Raw genomic sequence first — 21,929 nt, forward strand, 5'->3', positions numbered from 1 at the left:
GATAACTTTCTTCGATCTGTCGTGAACTTGGCACGATGGTCACCATGCCGAAGGAAACCTCGTCCGCGCCGCGCTCCACTCGTCGGCGATTCTGGTTTGATCCTCGCTTCGTCATCGGCCTCGTTCTGGTCGTCGTCTCCGTTGCGGGAGTGTGGTTCGTCGTCGATTCAAGTGACAAGACGGTTCCCGTGTATGCCGCGTCGTCGACGCTCCCCGCGGGCTCGCCGTTGTCCGTCGACGATCTGACGGTCTCGCGCGTGAGTCTTGGCTCTCTCGACGGAGAGTACATTCGCGAAGGTGACTTGCCCGAAGGACGGCTCGTCATCTCGAGAACGATCGGTAACGGTGAACTGGTGCCCGCATCCGCGGTGGTCGCGGCGGTCGAGAGCTCTGTCTCTGCGGTTGTGATCGAGATTCGCGGAGAGCTTCCCGAGTCCGTCGCGGTCGGCGCTCGCGTCGACGTCTGGGCCGCGGCACCGGACGAGCAGAATGGCTTCGGGCAGCCGACGGTCATCGTCGACGGTGCGGTCGTTGCACGGGTGAGCTCTGACGACGCCATGGTCGGCCAGCAGAGTACGAGCGTTGAGATTCTCGTTCCCAAGGGTGACGTGGCCACTCTGCTGAGTGCGCAGGCGAACGGGCACGCGCTGTCGCTCGTGCCAGAAGCGAGCGCATCGTGACTCGGCTGGTTCTCGCTGTATCCCGCGAGACGGAAGAGCGCATACTCGAGCCGGTTCTCGAGCGAGGCCACGATGTTCTTGCCCGGCTCGGCCCGCTCGATGACGTTGCTGAGATCGTCGCTCGCACACGTCCCGACGCGCTGCTTGCCGACGGAGACGTCATGAGCGAGGAGCTTCTCGCCCGCTGTGACGATTGCGGATGCCGAGCCGTGGCCGTGTGCTCGGACGAGGGGCAGCGCCGGCACGTATCGCGTCTCGGTCTTCGAGAACACGTTGATTCCCACGCCAGCATTGCGCAGCTCGAAGCCGCGATTGCTGGCCCCGATGTCTCGACCGCGACGGCCGAGCGGTCGCGGGGGATCGTGACCTCTGTGTGGGGTCCCGCTGGAGCTCCCGGGCGAACGACGCTGGCGATCTCGCTGTCTGTCGAGCTGGCGGCTCTCGGGGCCCGCGTGTGCCTCATCGATGCCGACACCTGGGGTGCTTCGGTCGCGCAGATGCTGGGAATGCTCGACGAGTCGCCTGGTTTCGCCGCCGCGTGCCGACTGGCCGGCCACGGGGCTCTGACCCACGACGAGCTCGATCGCATCAGCGAACGCTATCCAGTCGCCGACGGCTCCCTCGTCGTTCTCACGGGGCTCACGCGAGCGTCGCGCTGGCCGGAGCTGACGACATCTCGGGTCACCGACACCGTCGAGACGTGCCGCCAGTGGGTCGACCACGTCGTCATCGACACAGGATTCAGCCTGGAAAGCGATGAGGAGATTTCCAGCGACCTGTTTGCGCCACGGCGCAATGCGGCGACGCTTGCGGCCCTTCGTGCGTCGGACCGCGTCATGGCGGTCGGCCGTGCGGATCCTGTCGGAATCAGCCGGTATCTTCGCCAGCACGCAGAGCTGCTCGAGGTCGTCGCAGGCATACCCGTTCACACGGTGATGAACCGCGTACGCTCGGGACCGATCGGCGTCGCGCCTGCGGGGCAGATCGCCTCGACGCTACAGCGTTTCGGCGGCATCGAGAAGCCGACGATGATCGCGAACGATGACCGTGCCGCTGACGCTGCCCTGCTTGAGGGACGTTCGCTTCGCGAGGTGGCACCGCGGTCTCCTGCCGGGGCGGCCATCGCGAGCCTGGCGCGATCCATGATGCCCGAGGCAGCGACGCCTGCGACGCGGAGAGAGCGCAGGGCGCGATCGGCACCCACTCAGCATCCGCGCGCGTGGCGGCTGTCCGGGAGAGCGACCTCGTCACCATAAACTGGTGCAATGTCGACGCTCAGTGATCTGATTCTCGCTCAGGGCCGCTCAGACGAAGCGGATGTTGAATGGCTGCACATGCTCGTGGAAGACGCGCAGCTGCTCGCCGATCTCGCCTTCGCTGACATCGTGCTGTGGGTGCCGACGCACGACGACAGCTTCATCGCTGTGTCGCACTATCGCCCCTCGAGCGCCGCGACGCTCTTCTACCGTGACTTCGTCGGGCAGAAGGTGAAGCAGCAGTGGCGAGCTCAGGTGACGGAGGCGTTCTCGTCGGGCACAATCATCGACTCGTCTGCTCCCGACTGGTACGAGGAGACACCGACACGCGTCGTTGCCGTTCCCGTCGTTCGACGGCTCACAGCAGAAAGCACCGTCACCACCCCCGGGCCGATTGCCGTGCTGACGCGGCACACGAACCTCAGCGAGACGCGCTCGCCGAGCCGGCAGGAGCTGACCTTCAACAGCTGTGCCGCCGACCTCTTCGGAATGATCGCGTGCGGCGACTTTCCCGACCTGTCGGCTCCGACGGGTCCGAGGCGAGGAGCGCCACGGGCATCAGACGGTCTGCTGCGCATCGACGTCGAGGGCACGACGACCTTTGCGAGCCCGAACGCGCTCTCGGCGTTCAACCGCATGGGCTTCGAGGACGAGCTCGAGGGGGAGTCGCTCGCCGACGTGACGACCGAGATCTTGGGCGATCAGCAGGACATCGACGAGTCGCTTCCCCTCGTCGTCACGGGACGTGCTCCGTGGCGCACCGACGTCGAATCTCGCGGCGTCACGATCTCGCTGCGTTCGATTCCGCTGCGCGTGAACGGCGACAGGGTTGGCGCCATCATCCTGTGTCGTGACGTCACCGAGCTGAGGCACAGGGAGCGCGAGCTGCTGACGAAGGACGCCACGATCCGCGAGATCCACCACCGGGTCAAGAACAACCTCCAGACCGTTGCGTCTCTGCTGCGCATTCAAGCACGCCGCGCCCATTCCGACGATGCGAGCAACGCGCTGACCCAGGCGATGCGACGTGTGACCGCGATCGCCGTCGTGCACGACACGCTGTCTGAGGGGCTGTCTCAAGACGTTGACTTCGACGACGTCTTCGAGCGGGTGCTCATGCTCATCGCCGAGGTCGCCTCAACGCACAACACGACAGTGCGGCCCGCGAAGACGGGTGAATTCGGAGTGCTGCCGAGCGAATACGCGACCCCGCTCGCGCTCGCGCTCACAGAGCTGGTCACGAACGCCGTCGAGCACGGCCTCGCCGGTCGCTCGGGCGAAGTCGAGATTCACGCGGAGCGGTCGGACGACGTTCTCTCGGTCACGGTGCGTGACAACGGAATCGGTCTGCCCGAGGGGCGCGTCGGCCAGGGACTCGGAACGCAGATCGTTCGTACGCTCATTCAGGGCGAGCTGAGCGGAACCATCGATTGGCACACGGTCGTCGGTGAGGGCACCGAGGTCACGATCGAGGTTCCCCTGCGGTTCATTCAGAGCGACCGCGGCCGTTAACGTCAGACGAGGTCGGATGCTGTCGACAGCATCCGACCTCGTCGTCAGGGAGTGCTAGGAGGCGCGGCGGGCGCGAGCCGCCCGACGCTTGAGCGCGCGGCGCTCGTCTTCGCTGAGACCGCCCCAGACGCCGGAGTCCTGGCTGGTCTCAAGCGCGTACTGCAGGCAGATCTCCGTGACCGTGCAGGTGGCGCAGACGGCCTTGGCCTTTTCGATCTGGTCGACGGCTGGACCAGTGTTACCTACCGGGAAGAAGAGCTCCGGGTCAGCTGTGAGGCAGGCGGCCTTGTCGCGCCAGTCCATGGGTATGCTCCTTATATCTGCGAGAATTGGTCGAAATGACCACAGGGAACGGCCGAGTCGAGGGGGAGGCCCGCCGATCGGAGCCTGCTCACAACCCTGTGAACGAAAAACTCGGCCTGCACAATCGTCGCATATCGGCCAGAATCGATCAATAGTTTTGTATGGGATATTTCTGTGAGTAACCGTTTCGACACCGCTTCGTCACCGGGCTCTGGTAGCCGTTCTCGAGCAGTCGTCGTCACGGCGGCGCTGATCGGCCTTGAGGCCCTTGCGCTCGTGATCATTGTCGCCACGCTCGTCATCGACCTCTTTACGCTGCGTCCTGACCGGTACGACTCGGCGATCGCCCTGACGGTGCTCGCCGCTGTCGCGGCAGTCTGGATGCTCGCTGTCACTGCCGCATTCTGGCGCGGGCGACAGTGGTCGAGGGCGGCGGCCCTGACATGGCAGGTGCTTCAGATCGCCGTCGCGATCGGAGCCTTCCAAGGCGTCTTCGCCCAGCCGACGATCGGCTGGGCACTGCTTGCCCCCGCGCTCGCGGTGATCGTGCTTCTCATGACGCGCTCAGTCATCGAGCATTCACGCGCGAGAGACGGCGGGGCATCGTAGCTCAGTCGTCGACGCCGAGCTTGCGGCGCAGCATTCCCACGTGGCCCGTTGCTTTGACGTTGTACAGCGCGAGCTGCACCGCCCCGGTTTCGTCGACGACGACCGTGGAGCGCAGCGTGCCCGTGAGAATGCGTCCGTAGCTGTTCTTCTCACCGTAGGCACCGTACGCCTTGTGCACGGTGAGGTCTTCGTCTGACAGCAGCGGAAACGTCAGCGCATCGCGCTCGGCGAAGGCCGCGAGCTTCTCGGGCGAGTCCTTTGAGACGCCGACGACGCGATACCCCGCAGACTGGAGGCTCGCGAGGTTGTCGCGGAAATCACACGCCTGCGTCGTGCACCCCGGCGTCATGGCGGCGGGGTAGAAGTAGACGATGACACGCTCTCCAGAGAAATCGGAGAGCGAGACGGAATCGCCGTTCTGATCGGAAAGCGTGAAGGCGGGAGCGGCGTCGCCGGCAACGAGTCGGGGGTAGTCGGTCATTCCTCCAGCCTATGCGCCGAACGGAGTCAACCGGTGAAGGTCGTCAGCAGCCGCTGAAGCGAGTCGAGACGCTGGAGCGCGACCTCGTCGAGATCGCCGTCTCGCGCGGCCTCGTTGAGGGCGCAATCGGGCGCGTCGGGGAGATGCGTGCAGCCGCGCGGGCAGTTCTCGGCCACCTCGCTCAGGTCAGGAAACGCCTCAAGGATGTTGTCGGTGTCGACGTGTCCGAGACCGAATGACCGTACGCCAGGAGTGTCGATGATCCAGCCGGAGCTCCCGTCGCGCGCGACCCGGTAAGAGACGGCAGACGACGACGTATGCCGGCCACGCCCCGTCACCTGATTGACGTGACCCGTTGAGCGATTGGCTTCGGGGACGAGGGCGTTCACGAGCGTCGATTTACCGACGCCCGAGTGACCGACGAACACTGTCGTGTGCCCGACGAGTGCCCCGGCTATCTGGTCAAGTGGCATGTCATCGGTTCGGCTCGTGAAGACGGTGAGGGGAAGCTCGGCGAAGAGCGAGCGAAACTCCGCTGGATCGGCGAGGTCGGTCTTCGTGATGACCATGAGCGGTGTGATCCCGGCGTCGAACGCGGCAACGAGGTACCGGTCGACGAGGCGGGCCCTGGGTTCGGGATTCGCCGCGGCGACAACGATGAGCATCTGGTCGGCGTTCGCGACGATGATTCGCTCGACGTCGTCGGTGTCGTCGGCGCTGCGGCGAAGCAGCGTCGATCGGTCTTTGATTCGAACGATGCGCGCGAGCGTTCCCGGTTGGCCCGAGAGGTCACCGACGACGTCGACGCGATCCCCGTTGACGATGGGCTGCCGTCGCAGCTCGGACGCCCTGCTCGACGTGACCTCGCGTTCGGTCGGCTGATCTTCATCGAGAAGCACGGTGTACCGCCCGCGGTCCACCCCGAGCACGGTGCCTGTGACAGCATCCTTGTGGGCAGGCCTCGTCTTTGTACGGGGCCGTGAGCCGCGCCTGCTGGGCCGAACGCGCACGTCGGACTCGTCGAACAGCGGTTCGTCGGTCTCGTCGTCGCCGTTCCACCAGCTCATGTGAGGGTGGCGTCCGTTGTTCCCGAGGAGACGAGGCCGTGCCACAGTTCCGTGAACTGGGGCAGGGTCTTCGCCGTCGTGGCGATGTCGACGATCTCGACGCCGGGCACCGCAAGCCCGATGAGCGCGCCCGTCGTCGCCGTGCGATGGTCGTTGTAGGTGGGCCAGATGCCCCCGTGGAGCGGTTTCGGACGAACCGAGACGCCATCGTCGTGCTCGGTGACGTCACCGCCCAATGCGCCGAGTCCCGAAGCGAGTGCGGCCAGCCGATCCGTCTCGTGATGACGGATGTGCCCGATGCCGCGAAAGCGCGATGGCCCGTCGGCGAAGGCGGCGAGAGCGATGAGGGTCGGCGCGAGCTCGCCTGCGTGGCTCAAATCGATGTCGACACCGCAGATGCTGTCGCCAGACGTCACGGTGAGGCTGCCGTCAGTGCCGTGCGAAACCCTCGCACCGAACTCGGGGAGGATCGTCGCCAGATCGGCACCGACCTGCGTGGTCTGCGCCGGCCAGTGCGGAATCGTCACGGAGCCTCCGGCGACAAGAGCCGCGGCAAGGAAGGGCGCCGCGTTCGACAGATCCGGCTCGATCGTGACATCGCGACCGGCGATGCCGCCCGGTTCGACGCGCCAGATTCCGAGCTCAGGCGACGACGCCTGAACGCCGCGGTCGCGCAGTGCCGCGATCGTCATGTCGATGTGCGGAAGGCTCGGCAGCCGTTCGCCCGCGTGGCGAAGAGTGACGCCCGTGTCGAAGCGAGCCGCTGAGAGCAGAACCCCTGAGATGAACTGGCTCGAGGCAGACGCGTCGATCGAGATCTCGCCGCCAGCGACGGAACCGGTGCCATGTACGGTGAAGGGCAGCGAGCGCGTTGCAGGATCGATGTCGACCTGCAGCTGTCGCAGCGCGTCGAGAAGGCCCTCCATGGGGCGGCCCCGGGCAGCAGCATCCGCATCGAATGTTGTCGGCCCGAGCGCGAGCGCGGCAACGGGAGGCACGAAGCGCATGACCGTGCCGGCAAGGCCGCACTCGACAGTGGTCGAGCCAATCAGCTCACCTGGCGTCACCGCGAAGTCCGGACCGTACTCGCCCCTCGCGTCTACCTCGTCGATCTGCGCGCCGAGGCCGCGGAGCGCCTCGACCATATTCTGGCTGTCTCGCGAATGCAGCGGTGCCCGCAGCCGGCTGGGCGCTGACGCAAGCGCCGAGAGAACGAGCTCGCGATTCACGAGAGATTTTGAGCCGGGAAGCGAGACGTGACCTGACAGGGCAGCGCTCGCCGTCGGAGCCGGCCACAGCGTCTCGCCGTCAAGGCGGCTGCGGTCGCCGGCAAGCTGGTCATCGGGACCGGAATATTTCGACTCGAACATCGTTATCTAATGTATCGGCGAATTCTGCGGAGGGACACATATGACGATGGGCGTAACTCTCGAGCGTCCTCGCGCGCACGACGTAGACTTGACAGCGATGACTGTGCCCGAGAACCCGACGCCACAGGCGGGGGACGATCCCCACGCCCTTTTCGAGGAGCAGGCTCTGCCGTTCCTCGACCAGCTTTACGGAGCTGCAATGCGCATGACGAAGAATCCGTCTGACGCTCAGGATCTTGTGCAGGAGACGTTCGTCAAGGCCTACGCGGCGTTCGGTCAGTTCAAACAGGGCACCAACCTCAAGGCGTGGCTGTACCGCATCCTGACAAACACGTACATCAACCTGTATCGCAAGAAGCAGCGCGAGCCGTTCCAAAGCGCCATTGACGATCTCGAGGACTGGCAGCTGGGTGGAGCGCAGTCGACAACGGCGAGTTCTCACCGTTCGGCCGAGAGCGAAGCCATCGACCGCATGCCGGACAGCGCGGTGAAGCAGGCGCTCCAGGACATTCCCGAGGACTTCCGTCTCGCCGTGTACCTGGCAGACGTCGAAGGATTCAGCTACCAGGACATTGCAGAGATTATGAAGACCCCCATCGGAACCGTGATGAGTCGACTGCACCGTGGCCGTCGCATGTTGCGGGACCGTCTGACCGATTACGCCGTCGAGCGGGGCATCACGGCCTCATCGACTAGGAGCACGAAATGACTGATTGTGGTTGTGAGAAGGCACGTCAGGACCTTGAGGAGTTCTTGAGGAACGAAGTGTGTCGCACAGATGCTGCGGACATTCGAGCGCATCTTGCCGAGTGCGAGGACTGCACGCGCGAGGCACTGCTTGCCCGAACGCTCACAGAAGCCGTGCAGCGTGCGTGCAGAGAGACGGCTCCAGAGGAGCTGCGCGCGCAGGTGATCGCGCGGCTGCGAACGGCGACAGCGCACTGACCGCGCAAGCGACGCTCAGTGCGCGCTCGTGCCGTCGTCCATGTGGCTGAGTCGTGTCTCCTCCGCATCGAGAATCGCTTGAGCCCTCTCGAGAACGCGCGAGCTGTACACGCCGCGTGACCGGGCATCGAGCAGCGCAGCGCGCTCGGCTTGCAGTACAGTGCGGCGCAGCGCGCGCCTTTGCTCGTGCGGCCCCGGCGTATCGCCCCCGAGCGACTCCGACATGGCCTCGGCCAGTCGCGTCGTGTCGACTCGGACCTGCGCGATGGTCGACGGATCATACGGTTGTCCGTTCGGCTGCTTCAGCTCGGGGTTGTCGAGCAGCGCACCGCCGACTGTGCCGATCTCGTCGATCAGCACAGCGAGTTCGGAACGATCGGCCGTTGCGTCGGAACCCTTGATGCCGAGAGCCCTGATCAGAAGCGGAAGCGTGCCGCCCTGCACGACGAGGGTGACGATGGCGACGGTGAACGCGATCAGCACGAGCTGAGGCCTGTATGGAGTCTCTTCGGGGAGTGACTGGGCCGCCGCCAGAGTGACGACCCCGCGCATTCCCGACCAGCCCAGCACGGCCGCACCGCGCCAACCGAGTCCCTCCGACGTGAGAAAGTCCATGTCGGCCTGGCGTCGCTGAAGCATGCGTGTTGCACGGTTCCATCGCTTCGATGGCTTGACGTCGGCTGGTCGTGCCGCGGCGAGGCGTTCCAGCGCCTGGTTGAGCCGAGGGGCCTGCTGTTGCGCGCGGCGCTGCTCTGACCTCAGAGAGGCGAAGAGCGGCACGATGAAGATCACGCGCACGACGAGCAGAATCGCCGTCGCGAGAAGGCCCAAGAGGATGCTGTTGATGACGCTGAATCCCGCGTCGTCGACCCGCGCGACGAGCAGGTGCACCTCGTAGCCCATGATGAGAAAGACGCCGTTCTCCAGAATGAGCTGGGCCGTGCGCCAGTTGATGCGCTCGCTGATGCGATCTTGCGCAGAGAAATGACGTGCACTCTGGTGCCCCGTGATGAGTCCAGCGGTGACGACGGCGACGACGCCCGAGGCGCCCATCTCCTCTGACGGCACGAATGCGATGAACGGCACCGCGAACGAGATCGCCGTCGTCAGCACTGAATCGTTGAGCTTGGAGCGCACCCACACGGAGACGAGACCGATGATCGTGCCGACGGCAATCGCGACGAACACGGCGAACAGGAAGTCGCCGACAACACCGAAGAACGTCACGGTACCGCCGACGGCGGCGATCGCGGAGCGAAGCATCACAAGGGCCGTCGCGTCGTTGACAAGCCCTTCGCCCTCCATGACCGTCACGAGGCGGGGCGGAAGACCAAGGCGCTTTCCGATCGACGTTGCCGCGACAGCATCCGGAGGGCTTACAACCGCTCCAAGCGCGATTGCTGCGGGCAGCGAGAGGTCGGGCAGGAGGAGATAGAAGATGAAGCCCGTCACGAACGCCGAGACGATGACGAGCAACACGGACAGACCGCTGATCGCCTTGAAATTTCGCCGGAAATCCACGATGGGAACGTTGACGGCCGCCGAGTAGAGGATCGGCGGGAGTGCGACCGTGAGAATGAGCTCGTGCGGAAGCTCGAATTCTGGTGCGCCGGGAATGTAGCTTGCGCCGACGCCGATCAGGACGAGCACGATCGGTGCCGCGACACCGAGCTTCGGGGCGAAGAACGAGACGACAACGATGACAAGCACGCCCACCGCGCTTAGGAGGGCGAGCTCAGATTCCATGGAACCATTTTACGGATCGGCTGGACTGAGAACGACAAAGCGGTCGGCGCCTGCAGGCGCCGACCGCTTCCAGCACGGCTCAGAGCGAGAGTGCGCGCTCGATGAGCTTCGTGTGCTCAGCGGCGTGCCGCTTCGCGGAGCCCGTTGCGGGCGATGCCGCCGCGGGCCTCGTGATGCCCGTGATCTTGTCGTTCGACAGGTGCTTGGCCAGCTCGAGGGAGATGAACGGCCATGCTCCCTGGTTCTCGGGCTCTTCCTGCACCCACACCAGCTCGGCGTTCGGGTACTGAGAGAGCACATTGCGAAGCTCTGTGCCCGGAACCGGGTAGTACTGTTCGACCCGCACGAGGGCGATCCGGGAATCGGGGTTCTTGGTCAGCTCGTTGCGGAGATCCCAGTGGATTTTTCCCGCGTGCAGGATGACCCTCTTCACCTCGGACTTGTCGCTCACGCGGTCGTCATCGATGACCGGCTGGAACGTTCCCGAGGTGAAGGCGTCAACATCGCTCGTCGCGCCCTTGAGGCGGAGCATCGCCTTCGGCGTGAAGACGATGAGCGGTCGGCGCGGACGTGCGTACGCCTGCCTGCGCAGCAGGTGGAAGTACGACGCGGGAGTCGACGGGCGAGCCACAGTCATGTTGTTCTCGGCGCAAAGCTGCAAGAACCGCTCGATTCGCGCAGACGAGTGGTCGGGACCCGCACCCTCGTAGCCGTGGGGGAGAAGCAGCACGACGCTCGAGCGCTGTCCCCACTTCTGCTCAGCCGATGCGACGAACTCGTCGATGATCGTCTGCCCGCCGTTGGCGAAGTCGCCGAACTGGGCCTCCCACAGCACGAGCGCATCGGGGCGCTCGACGGAGTACCCGTACTCGAAGCCCATCACGGCATATTCAGAGAGCAGCGAGTCGTAGATCCAGAAGCGCGCCTGGTTCTCGGACACGTTCGTGAGCGGCAGCCATTCCTGGCCGTTCTCGCGGTCGTGCAGAACAGCGTGGCGCTGAACGAAGGTGCCACGGCGGGTGTCCTGCCCGCTCATGCGCACGGGCGTTCCCTCGAGCACGAGAGAGCCGAAGGCGAGCAACTCGCCGAATGACCAGTCAATGCCCCCATTGCGGCTCATGTCGACGCGCTTGTCGAGCAGCTGCTGGAGCTTTTTGTGCACGGTGAAGCCGGCGGGCTTGTTCGAGAACGCATCGCCGACCTCGTGGATGACCTCAACGTCGACACCGGTTGTCTCGGGCTCGCCGGTGTATCCGTCTTCGTCGGTGTCGGGGATGACGACAGGCGTCGAACTCGTCTGCGCCGCGTGCGTCTCCATGAACGCCTTTTCCAGGCGGTCCTGGAAGTCGTTGTGGGCCGACTCGTACTCTTCCTGCGTGATGTCGCCGCGTCCCACGAGCGCCTCGGCGTACAGCTTGCGCACAGAGCGCTTCGCCTCGATGAGGTTGTACATGAGCGGCTGCGTCATCGACGGGTCGTCGCCCTCGTTGTGACCGCGGCGACGGTAGCAGATGACGTCGATGACGACGTCGGTGTGGAACTCCTGCTGGAACTGGAACGCCAGCTGCGCGACGCGAGTGACCGCTTCGGGATCGTCGCCGTTCACGTGCCAGATGGGAGCCTGGATCGTCTTCGCGACATCGGTTGAATAGACCGATGTGCGACCCTCACCGGGGGTCGTGGTAAACCCGACCTGGTTGTTGACCACGACGTGGATCGTGCCGCCGGTGCGGTATCCGCGAAGCTGAGAGAGCTGCATGGTCTCGAGCACGACACCCTGGCCGGCCATGGCCGCGTCGCCGTGAATGAGGATAGGGAGCGTGCGGAATGTGCCGATCGGCTGGCGGTCCTGCTTCGCGCGGACGAGGCCTTCGAGCACTCCGTCGACCGCTTCGAGGTGCGACGGGTTTGCCGCGAGGTACACGGGGAGCTCGGACCCGTCGAGTGCTCGGAATGTGCCCTCGGTGCCGAGGTGGTACTTCACGTCGCCGGAGCCCGTGTTCTTCGAATCCTGGTGGCCTTCGAACTCCTGGAAGATCTGCCCGTACGTCTTGCCCGCGATATTCGTGAGCACGTTGAGCCGGCCACGGTGCGCCATGCCGATCGCTGCGCCGTCGAGCTCGCGCTCGGTGGCCTCCTGCAGGATCGCATCGAGCAGAGCGATCGTCGATTCGCCGCCCTCGAGGCTGAACCGCTTCTGGCCCACGTACTTCGTCTGCAGGAACGTCTCGAAGGCTTCTGCCTCGTTCAGCTTGCCGAGAATGCGCATCTGCTCGTCGTGCGTCGGCTTTGCATACGGACGCTCGACTTTGCCCTGGATCCACGCCCGTTGGGCCGGATCCTGAATGTGCATGTACTCGAGCCCGATCGTGCGGCAGTACGAGTCGCGAAGCACCCCGAGAATGTCGCGGAGCTTCATCTGGCGCTTGTCGGTGAAGTTGCCCGTGACGAATTCTCGATCGAGGTCCCAGAAGGTCAACCCGTGCGACGCGATGTCGAGGTCGGGATGGGCTCGCTGAACATACTCGAGCGGGTCGATGTCGGCCATCAGGTGCCCGCGGACGCGGAATGCATTGATGAGCTCCTGAACACGCGCCGTCTTGTTCACGGTGTCGCTCAGGTCGACGGAGATGTCAGGCGCCCAGTGGATCGGGTCGTACGGAATGCGCAGCGCCGCGAAGATGTCTTCGTAGAAGTTGCGCTGCCCGATGAGGAGCTCGTGGACCTTCTTGAGGAACTCCCCAGAGCCGGCACCCTGGATCACGCGGTGGTCGTATGTCGAGGTGAGGGTGATCGTCTTGCCGATGCCGAGCTCGACGATCGTCTTCTCGGAGGCGCCCTGAAATTCTGCCGGGTACTCGAGAGCGCCGGCGCCGATGATGCAGCCCTGGCCCTTCATGAGTCGGGGAACCGAATGCACGGTTCCGATTCCGCCCGGGTTCGTCAGCGAGACACTCGCACCCTTGAAATCATCCGCCGTGAGCTTGTTCGCCCGAGCGCGCTTGACGAGGTCTTCGTAGGCCGAGAGATACTCGCCGAATGAGAGCGTCTCAGCGTTCTTGATCGCCGGCACCATCAGGGCGCGCGAACCATCGGGCTTGGGAATGTCGATGGCGATTCCGAGCCCGATGTGGGCAGGAGCTACGACGCTCGGCTTGTCGTCGACGATGTCGTAGTAGACGTTCTGGCTCGGGAAGTCCTTGAGTGCCTGAATGAGCGCCCAGCCGATGAGGTGGGTGAAGCTCACCTTTCCGCCGCGCGCCCGCTTGAGATGGTTGTTGATGACGATGCGGTTGTCGATCATCAGCTTGGCGGGGATCGTGCGTACGCTCGTCGCGGTCGGAACCGTGAGGCTGATATCCATGTTCGCCGCGAGGGCTTTCGGCATTCCCCTCAGAGGAGTGACCGTGTCCTTCGGGCCCTCGTCTTCGGACTCCGACCCGGAGCTCTTCTTCTCGGGAGAGCTCTGCGGTGCATCAGCGGGGATCGGCTGGGACTTGGGCTGCACGCTCGTCGTCCGGGCGACAGGACGGCCACCGTTCGACGTTGTCTTGGCTGCGGCGCCTGATCCTTCGCTCGGGGCCTCGCCACTCACGGGACGATAGTTCTCGAGGATCGGCCACCAAGACTTGTCGACCGAGTTCTTGTCTGCGAGGTACTTCGCATACATCTCGTCGACGAGCCATTCATTGGCCCCAAAATCTGCTGCGGCGCCACCATCGGCCCCAACTCCGGTCAACTGGCCTGACACCGTTGATCGCCCACCTTCTCTGTCAAAAATCGCCACCTGCGGCACCGCACCAGGGACGAGCGGAACCTCGACTTGTACTGGTTCAAGCCTACGTCCTCTTCGCGTGCATTGCGGGCGACGGCCAAGTAGCTTTGAGTTATGCGATTCATCGGAGAAGTCCCGGCGCACGACCTGACGTACTCGGACGTGTTCCTCGTGCCCTCACGGTCAGACGTAGTAAGCCGCCTCGACGTGTCCCTAGCGCCAGACGACGGCACGCCGGCGACGATTCCGCTTGTATCCGCGAACATGAACTCCGTGACGGGACCGCGCCTCGCAGCATCCCTCGCGCGCCGCGGCGGGCTCGGTGTGCTTCCGCAGGATATGCCGCTGCAGGAGCTCGACGCGGCCATTCGGTGGGTCAAGAACCAGCCGGTTCTGTGGGACACGCCGACGGTCTTCGGCCCCAATGCCACGGTCGCCGACGTCGTCGAGGAGATCCCGGCCGTCGAAGGGCACGGCGTCGTCCTCATGGACGGCGACGAGTACGTCGGAAGCATCCCCACCAAACGCCTAGCGACGGCGCTTCCCGATGCCCGTCTCGGCGACCTCCTGCGCGGTTCGCAGGCATCGCTCGATGCTGAGGACATTCAGACCGGTCGGCGGGCCTTCGATCTGATGGCGGATGCGTCCCTGAGTTTCTCCGCAGTTCTGCGTCATGGAAAGCTTGTCGGCTCCGTAAGTCAGCGAGGCGCCCTGCGCTCGACGCTGTACGCTCCCGCCGTCGACAATGACGGCCGGCTTGCGGTCGCCGCTGCAATCGGGATCAACGGAGACGTGCAGGCGAAGGCGAAGGCTCTCATCGGCGCGGGCGTGGATGTGCTCGTCGTCGACACCGCGCACGGGCACCAGGAGGCGATGGTCAGCGCGCTGCGTCGTGTCTCTGAGCTGAACCTGGGGATCCCCATCGTGGCGGGCAACGTCGTCACGGCCGTTGGTGTTGCAGATCTCGTGGACGCGGGCGCCTCGATCATCAAGGTTGGGGTCGGCCCAGGCGCCATGTGCACAACGCGCATGATGACCGCTGTCGGACGGCCTCAGTTCTCTGCCGTGCTCGAGGCCGCGGCAGAGGCGGCCGAGCAGGGCGCACACGTCTGGGCGGACGGCGGAATCCGCTACCCGCGCGATGTCGCCCTTGCCCTCTCGGCAGGCGCATCGAGCGTCATGGTCGGTTCATGGTTCGCCGGCACGATCGAGGGGCCCGGTCGTCTTCGCACGGACCCGTCGGGGAAGTTGTACAAGGAGAGCTGGGGGATGGCCTCGACGAAGGCCGTGCAGGAGCGCTTCGGCCGGCTCGATTCGTACGAGTTCGCTCGCAAGATGCTCTTCGCAGAGGGTATCTCATCATCAAAGATCTATCTCGACCCGGAACGGCCGTCGATCGAGGACCTTCTCGACATGATCACCTCCGGAGTCCGCTCGTCGTTCACATACGCGGGAGCCCGCAGCGTCGCAGAGTTCCACGAACGTGCAATCGTCGGTGTGCAATCGGCAGCAGGCTACGAAGAGGGAAAGGCGCTCCCCGTGTCATGGTGAACTGTCAGGTGGCGGAACGGAACCTGGCCGTATACTGATCGTTATGGACGATCCTCCTCCTGCTTCAGCATCGGACTCTCATAGACCCAGCCTCCTGAAGGAGGCAGCCCGTGCATGACCTTGTGCTTCTCGCGATCGGCCTCGTGCTGACCGTCGGAACCGGTCTTTTCGTCGCAAGCGAATTCGCGCTCGTCAATCTCGATCGCGCTGACCTTGAGGCTCGTCGTGATCGAGGCGAAACCCGCCTGTCCATGACGATCGACGCGCTCAAAGTCACGTCGACGCACCTCTCGAGCGCCCAGCTCGGAATCACGCTCACCACGCTGCTCACTGGCTACACACTCGAACCGGCCTTCACGTCGTTCATCACGGGGCCGGTCGTCGCGTGGGGGGCGCCGGAGGCGCTCGTGCGACCCATCGCAACAATTGTCGCCGTCGGCATTGCCACGCTTCTGTCGATGATCATCGGCGAGCTGGTGCCGAAGAACTTCGCGCTCGCAATTCCGCGCGCCACCGCAAAAATCGCCGTTCCGTTTCAAGTCGTCTTCACCGCCGTGTTCAAACCCGCGGTGCTCGCGCTCAACGGCAGCGCGAACTCCATTCTTCACGCGATGGGTGTCGAGCCGAAGGAAGAGCTTTCGGGCGCCCGATCGGCCGAGGAGCTGTCGAGCCTCGTTCGGCGCAGCGCCGGCGCGGGAACTCTCGAGAGGGACACGGCGACTCTGCTCGATCGCACGCTGCAGTTCTCGGGGCGTACAGCATCCGATGTCATGACGCCGCGCCCGCAGGTGGACGCGGTCAGTCGCACCGACAGTGCGCAGCGCGTGATCGATCTGACGCGCTCCACAGGGTACTCACGGTTTCCCGTGACGGACGAGGGTATCGACGACATCGTCGGGCTCGTGCACGTGAAGAAGGCCGTCGCCGTTCCCAAGGACCGTCGCGCGGACGTGCCTGTATCAGCGCTTCAATCCGAGATCGTGCGGGTCCCAGAGACGATGCGTCTCGATTCGCTGATTCCCCGGTTGAGGAGGCATGGCTACCAGATGGCTGTCGTCGTCGACGAGTACGGCGGCACCGCTGGCGTCGCGACGCTGGAGGACCTGGTCGAAGAGATCGTCGGCGAAGTGACAGACGAGCACGACCGCACGCGCGCGGGAGTGGTCCGCACCGCCTCGGGCGTTGTCTTCCCCGGAAGCCTTCGGCCCGATGAACTACGCGAGCGTACCGGTGTGCAAATTTCTGACGACGGACCATACGAGACCGTCGCCGGCTTCATCGTGAGCGAGCTCGGCCGGCTTCCCGACGTCGGCGACGAAGTAGAGATCAGCGAGGGCGTCCTGCGTGTGACGCGCATGGACGGACGTCGTATCGACAGGGTCCGCTTCAGCCGAGGGGAGGAGCAGACCGATGAGTGACTGGTGGGGTATTCTCTGGCTCGTCATGCTGCTGCTCGGCAACGCATTCTTCGTCGGGGCGGAATTCGCCGTGATCTCCGCCCGACGTTCGCAGATCGAGCCGCTCGCCGAAAAGGGAAAGAGCAGCGCGAAGGTCGCCCTGTGGGCAATGGAGCACGCGACGCTCATGCTGGCGACGAGTCAGCTGGGAATCACCGTGTGCTCGCTGCTGATTCTGAACGTCTCGGAACCGGCGATCCACCACCTCCTCGCCGGACCGCTCGGGCTGACCGGTTTGAGTACCGAGATCGTCGACACGATCGCGTTCGTCATCACGCTGCTGCTCGTCTCGTACCTTCACGTCGTCTTCGGCGAGATGGTTCCGAAGAACCTGTCGTTCTCAAAACCCGACACCGCCGTGCTGCTGCTCGCGCGCCCGCTCGTGTGGGTCGGTCGCGTGTTCAAGCCGGTAATCCACTTTCTGAATGGCACAGCAAACCTGGTGCTCCGCATGTTCCGGGTGGAGCCGAAGGACGAGGCGAACTCGACCTTCACTCTCGATGAGGTGGCGACGATCGTCTCGCAGTCTCAGCGAGAAGGGATGCTGACAGATGCGACGGGGACGCTTGTCGCGGCGTTCGAATTCACGAACAAGAAAGTGCGCGACGCCGCCATTCCGCTGGAGGATCTCGTGACCCTCACATCTGAGGCGACACCAGCCCAGATTCAGCGGGCGATCGCGAAGCGCGGGTTCTCACGCTACGTGATCGTCGATGACAACGGCCTTCCCTCGGGGTACATTCACCTGAAGGACGTGCTGCGCGATGCGGGCGAGTCCGAGAACGACGAGGAGCCGATCCCGGCCAAGCGCATCAGGCAGCTGGTCTCGCTTTACGACGGAACAGACCTCGAGGATGCACTCACGAGCATGCGCTTGTCCGGGGCTCACCTGGCGCAGGCGTTCGACCGAGAAGGCAACACCACGGGAGTGCTCTTTCTCGAGGACATCATCGAGGAGCTCGTGGGGACCGTCGAAGACGCGAGCCAGCGTCAGTAGGCGCGCTCGTACTGTCCGGGAACGAACGAGGCGGCGGCACCGAGCGTCGCCGCCCATTCGTTCACGCGCTGAGGGTTGCGCAGAGCCGAGCGACCGAGCATCACGGCGTCGGCTCGCTCTGACGTGACGATCTGCTCGGCACATGCCGCGTCGTCGATCAGTCCGACGGCGCTCACGGGAACGGAGACGGCCTCCCGCACACGGGTTGCGAACTGGACCTGGTACCCGGGAGCAAGCGGAATGTCGGGGTGTGCGAGGATGCCGCCGCTGGACACATCGAACGCGTCGGCTCCCGCAGCCTCAGCGCGCGCGGCAACGGCGGCGCACGCATCGGCATCCCAACGTTCCCCCTCGGAATCTGACCAATCCGTTCCCGACAAGCGCACCATCAGGGCAGCGTCGCCGATGGAAGCGCGCACAGCTTCGATGACGCGGATGAGCAGCCGCGCCCGGTTCTCGGGGCTGCCGCCGTACTCGTCGGTGCGCTCGTTCGCCGCCGGAGACAAGAACTGGTGCAGGAGATAACCGTGGGCTGCGTGGATCTCGACGACGTCGAACCCGGCCGCGATCGAACGCGTGGCAGCATCCGCGAACGCATCGACGAGCGCGTCGATCTCGGTGAGGTCGAGCTGCCGTGGTGCGTCGAGGCGGCCGAACGCGAGAGGCGAGGGCGCAACGGTCTGCCAGCCGCCCGCATCGGTAGGGATCGTCCCTGACGCGGTCTCGCCCCACGGTGAGTACGTCGACGCCTTGCGTCCCGCGTGCGCGAGCTGAATGCCGGCTGTCGCACCGCGCTCGTGGATGCCGGCGACGACCTGCGCCCATGCCTCGGCTTGGGCGCTTGACCAGATTCCGGTGTCGCGATCAGAGATGCGGCCCTCGGGAACGACGGCCGTCGCCTCTGTCATGACCAGCCCGAAGCCTCCTGCCGCAAAGCTCGTCAGGTGTGCGAAATGCCAGTTGTTGGGCATTCCGTCGCGACCAGGGCACGAGTACTGACACATCGGCGAGAGCCAGACGCGATTGCGAATCGTCGTCGTTCCAACGGAAATGGGCGTGAACAGTTTGGGCGAATCTGAAGTCGTTGGCACGTATTCAATCTATCGTGGGTGACTATGAGCTGGGTTGAATGGACGGATGCTGACGCGGCGGCGCGCGTGCGCGTGCCCGGTTCCGCAGACGACAAGTACTCTCGGGGTGTGCTCGGCGTCGTCACCGGGTCGGACACGTTTCCCGGCGCAGCTGTTCTCGGGGTTGAAGCCGCAGTGCGGGCGGGCGTCGGAATGGTGCGGTATCTCGGTGCCGAGCGTGCGGCCGACGCTGTTCTGCGACATCGTCCGGAGGTCGTGACCGCCGACGGGCGCGTGCAGGCGTGGTTGATCGGGTCAGGTCTCGATGAAGACGCGCGTGCTGCTGCGGGTTCGAGGATCGCCGACGCCCTCGACTCTGGGTTGCCCGTGATTCTCGATGCCGGAGCCCTGCGCGACGCGACGTCGGCGCGGGATCGATCGCGCGTTGTCATCACGCCGCACGCGGGCGAGCTCGCCCGGCTGCTGACGACGACGGGGACCGATGTGACCGCCGAGCAGGTGAAGGCCAGCCCCGACTCCTGGGCTGTGCGCGCCGCGGAGGAATTGAGGGTCACTGTCCTTCTCAAAGGCGCGACAACGCACATTGTCTCGCCCGAAGGCAGCCGCGTCACCGTCTCGCAGACGACGTCGTGGCTCGCGACGGCCGGAACGGGCGACGTGCTTGCCGGAGTGCTCGGCGCGATGCTCGCGACACATATCGATGGAGACGAGCAGGTTGTCGCCTCGACAGCGGCGTCGGCGGCTCTCCTGCACGACCGAGCGGCACGCATCGCATCACGCGGTGGCCCCATTGCCGCGCTCGACGTCGCCGACGCCCTCCCGGCAGCTGTGCGATCGCTGCTCGATCGCGCGGGCTCATAAGATGAACGAGTGAGAAGCCGGGCGTTCCTGTGGGTGGCATTCCTCGTCGTCCACATTGCGTTGTCATGGCTCTGCCTCACCGCCCCTGGCCTTCCGCTCGGCGACGTGACGCTCGTGTACAAACCGTGGGTCGGGCAGGCACTCAACGAACAGTTCGTCGTCGGCATTGACACCGGCTGGGTCTACCCGCTTCTCGCGCTCATTCCCATGCTCGGGGCGTCGATCGCTGGATTCGAGGCCTTCGGCGTTACGTGGCTCGTGATGGTGACGATTCTCAATGCCATCGCGTTCGCGGTTCTGATCCGCGGCGGACGCAGGCGGCGACGGGCCGCCTGGTGGTGGATTGCCGCCCTCGCCTGCCTTGGGCCGATCGCGCTGGCGCGCATCGACGCCGTGACGGTGCCGCTCGCCGTCGTCGCAACGCTCATGGCGCTGCATCGACCCGCTGTCGCGGGTGCCGTTCTCGCCGTCGCTACCTGGATGAAGGTCTGGCCCGCCGCCGTGATCGCGAGTTTGGTCATCGCTCTGCGGACGCGCTGGCGCATTGTGATGGCGGGCGTCGCCGTCACGATCGCTGTCGTCGGCGGTGCGCTCGCTCTGGGATCCGGCTGGAATGTTCTCAGCTTTCTCACGGAGCAGACCGACAGAGGCCTGCAGATCGAGGCGCCGCTGTCCATGGTGTACCTCTGGCAGGCCGCGTTCGGAGCGCCGGGATACTTCATCTACTACGACCGCGAGATCCTCACGTTCCAGGTGACGGGCACAGACGTCGACGTGGTGATCGCTCTCGCGACGCCTCTGCTCGCTGCCGCTGTGCTCGCGGTCGCGCTGCTGGGCGTGCGCGCCGTGCGGTCGGGCGCGGCGACAGCATCCGTGCTCCCGCACCTCACGCTCGCTCTCGTCTCGGCGCTCATCGTGTTCAACAAGGTGGGCTCGCCGCAGTTCATGGTGTGGCTCTTCGTCCCCGTAATTGCGGGACTGGTCGTGAGGGGCGGCGACTTCTTCGTGCCCGCCGTGATGGTGCTCTGCATGTGCGCGCTCACGCAGGTGGTCTACCCGTACCTGTACAGCCTGCTGCTCGAGACGTGGATTCCGATGGTCATCGTGCTCACGGTGCGCAACATCGGCACGCTCGTCGTGTTCGGCTGGGCGGTGTACGCACTGTGGCGCGACGGCAGATTGACACGGGATGCCGTTGAGGCGCTGCATGCGTGAGGCAACGGTGCGACACTGAGGTAAGGAGGTTTCACATGCTTGTCGCTTTTTCTGTCGCCCCGAGCGGAACCGGTCGGGAGGACGCGTCGGTTCATGACGCCGTCGCCGCTGCTGTGAAGATCGTGCGGGAGTCGGGGCTGCCGAACAGCACCGACTCCATGTTCACGACGATCGAAGGGGAATGGAATGAGGTATTCGACGTCGTACGCCGTGCCACGGAGGCGGTCGGCGAGTACGGTTCGCGCGTATCTCTCGTGCTGAAGGCGGACATCCGCCCCGGTTATGAGGGAGAGATCAGCGGAAAAGTCGACCGGCTCGAGCGCGCTCTCGACTCCTCGTCGTAAGTCGAGTGGTGCCTCAGCGGTCTTGGGTTAATTGACGATGATGCCGTCGAGAATCGCCTGCTTGCGCAGCGCGACTTTTGTGCCCACGTCGATTCCCTTGCTGCGGTACTTCTCGCGAATGCGCTTGAGGTACGACTTCGCCGTCTCTTCGGAGATGCTGAGTTCATAGGCGACGGACTTGACGGGATCGCCCGCCGCGTAGAGGGCCATGACACGGCGCTCTTGAGCGCTCAGGCGGGGAGATGCGGAGGATGCCCGGCCGAGCGCGGCATCGAGTTCGGCAGAGATATACGAGTCGCCACGCTCAGCTGAGCGGATGGCCTCGACCATGGCGGAGGCGGGCTCGCTCTTCACGAGGTAGCCGACGGCGCCCGCAGCGAGTGCCTCACGCACGACGCCCGGGTCGGAGTACGCGCTCATGACGACGGTCTGCGTGCCCGTAGTCTTGAGCGTCGAGAGCTTGAGCGAGACGGGAATGTTGTCTTTCAGATCGAGGTCGAGAAGCACGACGTCGACCGGAAAATCGGGGTGCGTCAGCAGCTCCGGCCAGGTGGGGACCGCGGTGATGACATCGACATCGTCGGCGCTGTCGGTGATCCACTGGGTGAATGCGCTCAGGATCATGCGGTGATCGTCAACGATCGCGACGCGGATCTTGTTTTGAGTCAT

At 64.9% G+C, this 21,929-nt stretch carries 20 protein-coding genes; 12 read left to right on the plus strand and 8 right to left on the minus strand.

The window, feature by feature from the left end:
* The first annotated feature begins 44 nt into the window (after positions 1 to 44).
* From ATJ78_RS08920 to ATJ78_RS08930, 3 genes are read left to right on the plus strand one after another with little or no spacing between them, the layout of a single operon-like run.
* Positions 45 to 680 carry an SAF domain-containing protein gene (locus ATJ78_RS08920; protein WP_143741395.1) on the plus strand — a complete coding sequence of 212 codons (636 nt, stop codon included), beginning with the start codon at positions 45 to 47 and terminating at the stop codon, positions 678 to 680.
* Positions 677 to 1,936, plus strand: a complete 1,260-nt coding sequence (locus tag ATJ78_RS08925) for a CpaE/TadZ family protein (RefSeq protein WP_098407275.1) — start codon at positions 677 to 679, stop codon at positions 1,934 to 1,936. Before ATJ78_RS08920 ends, ATJ78_RS08925 begins: the two co-directional genes overlap by 4 nt.
* A 9-nt stretch (positions 1,937 to 1,945) precedes the next feature.
* The gene (locus ATJ78_RS08930; RefSeq protein ID WP_098407276.1) at positions 1,946 to 3,448 is read left to right on the plus strand and encodes a sensor histidine kinase; all 1,503 of its coding nucleotides are present in this window, start codon (positions 1,946 to 1,948) and stop codon (positions 3,446 to 3,448) included.
* Positions 3,449 to 3,502: 54 nt separating this feature from the next.
* On the opposite strand, the gene ATJ78_RS08935 is transcribed toward ATJ78_RS08930, so the two are convergent.
* The gene (locus tag ATJ78_RS08935) at positions 3,503 to 3,751 is read right to left on the minus strand and encodes a WhiB family transcriptional regulator (RefSeq protein ID WP_098407277.1); all 249 of its coding nucleotides are present in this window, start codon (positions 3,749 to 3,751) and stop codon (positions 3,503 to 3,505) included.
* A gap of 174 nt (positions 3,752 to 3,925) precedes the next feature.
* Between ATJ78_RS08935 and ATJ78_RS08940 the strand changes: the two genes are divergently transcribed.
* Positions 3,926 to 4,360: a hypothetical protein gene (locus ATJ78_RS08940; protein WP_098407278.1), complete on the plus strand. Its 435-nt coding sequence runs from the start codon at positions 3,926 to 3,928 to the stop codon at positions 4,358 to 4,360.
* A 1-nt stretch (position 4,361) separates the two neighbouring features.
* On the opposite strand, the gene bcp is transcribed toward ATJ78_RS08940, so the two are convergent.
* Genes bcp through aroA form a run of 3 tightly spaced genes read right to left on the minus strand, consistent with a single transcriptional unit; the run spans position 4,362 to position 7,278 of the window.
* Positions 4,362 to 4,841 (minus strand): thioredoxin-dependent thiol peroxidase, encoded by a 480-nt coding sequence (bcp, locus tag ATJ78_RS08945; protein ID WP_098407279.1) that lies wholly within the window; start codon positions 4,839 to 4,841, stop codon positions 4,362 to 4,364.
* Between the two features lie 26 nt (positions 4,842 to 4,867).
* Positions 4,868 to 5,908, minus strand: coding sequence for a ribosome small subunit-dependent GTPase A (gene rsgA / locus ATJ78_RS08950; protein ID WP_098407280.1), 1,041 nt, complete (start codon positions 5,906 to 5,908; stop codon positions 4,868 to 4,870).
* The gene (gene aroA / locus ATJ78_RS08955; RefSeq protein ID WP_098407281.1) at positions 5,905 to 7,278 is read right to left on the minus strand and encodes a 3-phosphoshikimate 1-carboxyvinyltransferase; all 1,374 of its coding nucleotides are present in this window, start codon (positions 7,276 to 7,278) and stop codon (positions 5,905 to 5,907) included. The genes rsgA and aroA overlap by 4 nt, the downstream gene beginning before the upstream one ends.
* 97 nt (positions 7,279 to 7,375) lie before the next feature.
* Here aroA and ATJ78_RS08960 point away from each other — a divergent pair, with 97 nt between their 5' ends.
* The gene (locus ATJ78_RS08960) at positions 7,376 to 7,987 is read left to right on the plus strand and encodes a sigma-70 family RNA polymerase sigma factor (protein WP_211288449.1); all 612 of its coding nucleotides are present in this window, start codon (positions 7,376 to 7,378) and stop codon (positions 7,985 to 7,987) included.
* Complete coding sequence (locus tag ATJ78_RS08965) at positions 7,984 to 8,223, plus strand: zf-HC2 domain-containing protein (protein ID WP_098407283.1); 240 nt, start codon at positions 7,984 to 7,986, stop codon at positions 8,221 to 8,223. The genes ATJ78_RS08960 and ATJ78_RS08965 overlap by 4 nt, the downstream gene beginning before the upstream one ends.
* A 15-nt stretch (positions 8,224 to 8,238) precedes the next feature.
* On the opposite strand, the gene ATJ78_RS08970 is transcribed toward ATJ78_RS08965, so the two are convergent.
* Together ATJ78_RS08970 and ATJ78_RS08975 are read right to left on the minus strand one after the other, a co-directional pair.
* On the minus strand, positions 8,239 to 9,969 hold the full coding sequence (locus tag ATJ78_RS08970; protein WP_098407284.1) for a cation:proton antiporter: 1,731 nt from the start codon (positions 9,967 to 9,969) through the stop codon (positions 8,239 to 8,241).
* A gap of 79 nt (positions 9,970 to 10,048) precedes the next feature.
* A complete protein-coding gene (locus ATJ78_RS08975; RefSeq protein WP_098407285.1) occupies positions 10,049 to 13,720 on the minus strand; it encodes a multifunctional oxoglutarate decarboxylase/oxoglutarate dehydrogenase thiamine pyrophosphate-binding subunit/dihydrolipoyllysine-residue succinyltransferase subunit in 3,672 nt (1,223 codons plus the stop codon).
* A gap of 138 nt (positions 13,721 to 13,858) precedes the next feature.
* On the opposite strand from ATJ78_RS08975, the gene guaB1 reads away from it, so the two are divergent.
* The 3 genes from guaB1 (at position 13,859) to ATJ78_RS08990 (ending at position 17,749) form a co-directional block, all read left to right on the plus strand.
* Positions 13,859 to 15,295, plus strand: coding sequence for a GMP reductase (gene guaB1, locus ATJ78_RS08980; RefSeq protein WP_098407286.1), 1,437 nt, complete (start codon positions 13,859 to 13,861; stop codon positions 15,293 to 15,295).
* 110 nt (positions 15,296 to 15,405) lie between these two features.
* Positions 15,406 to 16,713, plus strand: a complete 1,308-nt coding sequence (locus tag ATJ78_RS08985) for a hemolysin family protein (protein ID WP_098407287.1) — start codon at positions 15,406 to 15,408, stop codon at positions 16,711 to 16,713.
* A complete protein-coding gene (locus ATJ78_RS08990; RefSeq protein WP_098407288.1) occupies positions 16,706 to 17,749 on the plus strand; it encodes a hemolysin family protein in 1,044 nt (347 codons plus the stop codon). The genes ATJ78_RS08985 and ATJ78_RS08990 overlap by 8 nt, the downstream gene beginning before the upstream one ends.
* Here ATJ78_RS08990 and ATJ78_RS08995 read toward each other — a convergent pair.
* The gene (locus tag ATJ78_RS08995) at positions 17,743 to 18,840 is read right to left on the minus strand and encodes an NADH:flavin oxidoreductase/NADH oxidase (protein ID WP_098407289.1); all 1,098 of its coding nucleotides are present in this window, start codon (positions 18,838 to 18,840) and stop codon (positions 17,743 to 17,745) included. The two genes, ATJ78_RS08990 and ATJ78_RS08995, sit on opposite strands and share 7 nt — an antisense overlap.
* 24 nt (positions 18,841 to 18,864) lie before the next feature.
* Between ATJ78_RS08995 and ATJ78_RS09000 the strand changes: the two genes are divergently transcribed.
* From ATJ78_RS09000 to ATJ78_RS09010, 3 genes are read left to right on the plus strand one after another with little or no spacing between them, the layout of a single operon-like run.
* Positions 18,865 to 19,701 (plus strand): ADP-dependent NAD(P)H-hydrate dehydratase, encoded by an 837-nt coding sequence (locus ATJ78_RS09000; protein WP_098407290.1) that lies wholly within the window; start codon positions 18,865 to 18,867, stop codon positions 19,699 to 19,701.
* Between the two features lie 9 nt (positions 19,702 to 19,710).
* A complete protein-coding gene (locus ATJ78_RS09005; protein ID WP_143741396.1) occupies positions 19,711 to 20,916 on the plus strand; it encodes a glycosyltransferase 87 family protein in 1,206 nt (401 codons plus the stop codon).
* 35 nt (positions 20,917 to 20,951) lie between these two features.
* Positions 20,952 to 21,260, plus strand: coding sequence for a thiamine-binding protein (locus ATJ78_RS09010; protein WP_098407292.1), 309 nt, complete (start codon positions 20,952 to 20,954; stop codon positions 21,258 to 21,260).
* A 27-nt stretch (positions 21,261 to 21,287) separates the two neighbouring features.
* Here ATJ78_RS09010 and ATJ78_RS09015 read toward each other — a convergent pair whose 3' ends face one another.
* The gene (locus tag ATJ78_RS09015) at positions 21,288 to 21,929 is read right to left on the minus strand and encodes a response regulator transcription factor (RefSeq protein WP_098407293.1); all 642 of its coding nucleotides are present in this window, start codon (positions 21,927 to 21,929) and stop codon (positions 21,288 to 21,290) included.

It is taken from the genome of Paramicrobacterium agarici (assembly GCF_002563955.1).
GTDB classification, from domain to species: Bacteria; Actinomycetota; Actinomycetes; order Actinomycetales; family Microbacteriaceae; genus Paramicrobacterium; species Paramicrobacterium agarici.

Coding starts and splice junctions, on each gene's coding strand:
- ATJ78_RS08970 (WP_098407284.1), bottom strand. CDS start 9,969: ATGGAATCTGAGCTCGCCCTCCTAAGCGCGGTGGGCGTGCTTGTCATC.
- guaB1 (WP_098407286.1), top strand. CDS start 13,859: ATGCGATTCATCGGAGAAGTCCCGGCGCACGACCTGACGTACTCGGAC.
- ATJ78_RS09000 (WP_098407290.1), top strand. CDS start 18,865: ATGAGCTGGGTTGAATGGACGGATGCTGACGCGGCGGCGCGCGTGCGC.
- ATJ78_RS08920 (WP_143741395.1), top strand. CDS start 45: ATGCCGAAGGAAACCTCGTCCGCGCCGCGCTCCACTCGTCGGCGATTC.
- aroA (WP_098407281.1), bottom strand. CDS start 7,278: ATGTTCGAGTCGAAATATTCCGGTCCCGATGACCAGCTTGCCGGCGAC.
- bcp (WP_098407279.1), bottom strand. CDS start 4,841: ATGACCGACTACCCCCGACTCGTTGCCGGCGACGCCGCTCCCGCCTTC.
- ATJ78_RS09010 (WP_098407292.1), top strand. CDS start 20,952: ATGCTTGTCGCTTTTTCTGTCGCCCCGAGCGGAACCGGTCGGGAGGAC.
- ATJ78_RS08935 (WP_098407277.1), bottom strand. CDS start 3,751: ATGGACTGGCGCGACAAGGCCGCCTGCCTCACAGCTGACCCGGAGCTC.
- ATJ78_RS09015 (WP_098407293.1), bottom strand. CDS start 21,929: ATGACTCAAAACAAGATCCGCGTCGCGATCGTTGACGATCACCGCATG.
- ATJ78_RS08960 (WP_211288449.1), top strand. CDS start 7,376: ATGACTGTGCCCGAGAACCCGACGCCACAGGCGGGGGACGATCCCCAC.
- rsgA (WP_098407280.1), bottom strand. CDS start 5,908: ATGAGCTGGTGGAACGGCGACGACGAGACCGACGAACCGCTGTTCGAC.
- ATJ78_RS08930 (WP_098407276.1), top strand. CDS start 1,946: ATGTCGACGCTCAGTGATCTGATTCTCGCTCAGGGCCGCTCAGACGAA.
- ATJ78_RS08990 (WP_098407288.1), top strand. CDS start 16,706: ATGAGTGACTGGTGGGGTATTCTCTGGCTCGTCATGCTGCTGCTCGGC.
- ATJ78_RS08965 (WP_098407283.1), top strand. CDS start 7,984: ATGACTGATTGTGGTTGTGAGAAGGCACGTCAGGACCTTGAGGAGTTC.